Source organism: Oleiagrimonas sp., assembly GCF_027858935.1.
Lineage (GTDB): Bacteria > Pseudomonadota > Gammaproteobacteria > Xanthomonadales > Rhodanobacteraceae > Oleiagrimonas.
Genome location: NZ_JAQIBU010000177.1, coordinates 1 through 2,001, shown reverse-complemented (window position 1 = coordinate 2,001; position 2,001 = coordinate 1). Strand labels below are relative to the sequence as shown.

3 protein-coding genes are annotated in these 2,001 nt (G+C 66.0%); 1 reads left to right on the top strand and 2 read right to left on the bottom strand.

The window, feature by feature from the left end:
- The coding region (locus PF446_RS06420; RefSeq protein WP_298070411.1) for a LysR substrate-binding domain-containing protein at nt 1-801 on the top strand (801 nt) is incomplete at its 5' end.
- A 67-nt stretch (nt 802-868) separates the two neighbouring features.
- Here the strand turns inward: PF446_RS06420 and PF446_RS06415 are convergent.
- The gene (locus PF446_RS06415) at nt 869-1,573 is read right to left on the bottom strand and encodes a hypothetical protein (RefSeq protein WP_298070412.1); all 705 of its coding nucleotides are present in this window, start codon (nt 1,571-1,573) and stop codon (nt 869-871) included.
- Nucleotides 1,574-1,584: 11 nt separating this feature from the next.
- Nucleotides 1,585-2,001, bottom strand: a 417-nt coding sequence (locus PF446_RS06410) for an aminotransferase class IV (RefSeq protein ID WP_298070410.1), incomplete at its 5' end; no start/stop codon positions are given.

Below are 2,001 nucleotides of genomic sequence, written 5' to 3'. Positions count from 1 at the left end.
CGCGCGCTCGAGGAGCGTCTCGGCGTGCGTCTGCTCACCCGCACCACGCGCAGCGTTTCGACCACCCAGGCGGGTGAGCGGCTGCGCCAGTCCATCGGGCCGCATTTCGAGCAGATCGAAGCCGAGATCACGGCCTTGGGCGACCTGCGCGACCGGCCGGCCGGCACCATCCGCATCACGGCCGCCGAGCATGCAGCCAACACCATCCTCTGGCCGGCGCTGGAAAAACTGCTGCCGGACTATCCCGACATCCATGTCGAAATCGCCGTGGATTACGGCCTGACCGACATCGTCGCCGAGCGCTATGACGCCGGTGTACGGCTGGGCGAACAGCTCGCCCAGGACATGATCGCGGCGCGCATCGGACCGGACATGCGCATGGCGGTGGTCGGCGCGCCATCCTACTTCGCGCAGCGCAAGCCGCCGAAGTTCCCGCACGACCTCATGCAGCACAACTGCATCAACCTGCGCCTGCCGACATACGGTGGCGTCTATGCCTGGGAATTCGGCAAAGGTGAGCACGAAGTGCGGGTGCGCGTGGAAGGGCAGCTGGTCTTCAACACTATCGCCCTGCGCCTGAATGCCGCCCTTGCCGGCAGGGGACTGGCCTACCTGCCCGAGGACCAGACCCTGGAGCATATCCAGTCGGGCCGCCTGGTCCGCGTCCTGGCCGACTGGTGTCCGCCGTTCGCCGGCTATCATCTATATTACCCGAGCCGCAGGCAGCCCTCGCCCGCGTTCACCTTGCTGGTCGATGCGTTGCGTTATCCCTCGGCCGGCGGTCCGCGCAAGCCATTCTGAGCCGGTCCGGTGAGGGCCCTGGGCGGTCATCTACCCCAGGCGCAGGAGGGCCATTCCACCGGCAGGGTCACAGGCAATGCTTGCGCAGTTTCTGGTAGAACGGCAGCGCCGACTCCACCAGCCTGGCGATGGCACCGGTTAGCTCCGGCAGCGATCCCTCGGGTTCGGCAAATCCGGTCGAGCGGTGCACGGCGCCGTACCAGTGCGAGGCCCAGACACCATCGTCGGGATGCCCGCCTGCAGGCCAGTGCAGCATGTTATCGGTGAACGCGATGTCCAGGGCGGCGCACAACCGGGCCAGGTGCTTGCGCGGATCGGTGCGGATGTCGGCGCTGTCGATCACCCGCGGTGCGCGGCCCAGCCGGTCGGCGACTTCGTCGAACAGCTGCGCCTGTTGCTCGAAGCCGAGGTCATCCAGCGTGGGCCCTTCGCGCTTGCGCGAGTAGCTGGCCACCACGCGCGCCGGGTGGCGGATCAGAAAGACGTTCTCGCAGGCGCGCATGAAGCCGCGCGGGAAGCCGTCGATCATGTGCAGCGTCATGTGCTTTTGGTAGAACAGGGGCTTGTCGTGCGGGATCTCGCCTTCGCAGGCGGCTGCAACCCTGGTCGGGTCGGTCTCGCCGCAGGCCATGATCTCCTCGCGCATGGGGTGATTCAGGCCGGTGGCTTTCAGATAGGCCGCATAAAACGGCTCGTCCCATACCGCGCAGTCGCCGCGCGCGGCGAAGCTGTACATCATCGCGGTGGATAGATTCCGTGGCCCGGACCACATGGCAATCCGCATCAACCGCACTCCCGTTCGATCAGGTCCTTGTAGAGCGCGCGCAGATGCGTAGTCATCGGCCCGGTTTTGCCGCTGCCGATGACCCGTCCGTCGATTTCACCGACCGGCGTCTGCGCGCCGAAGGTTCCGGTGAGAAAGGCCTCGTCGGCGCTATAGGTGTCCACCAGCGAGAAATTGCGTGCATGCACCGGGATGCCGTTGTCGTGGCACAGCGCGATGACCTTGGCCCGCGTGATGCCGTTCATGCAGTAGTCGCCGGTCGAGGTCCACACCTCGCCCTTGCGCACGATGAAGAAATTGCAGGCGTTGGTGGTGTTGACGAAGCCGTGCACGTCCAGCATCAAGGCCTCGTCCGCGCCGGCCTTCTCGGCGGCGATGCAGGCCAGGATGCAGTTGAGCTTGGAATGCGTGTTGAG

Excerpts from the sequence above, each read along its gene's own strand:
- PF446_RS06415 (WP_298070412.1), bottom strand. The coding sequence starts at position 1,573 with ATGTGGTCCGGGCCACGGAATCTATCCACCGCGATGATGTACAGCTTC.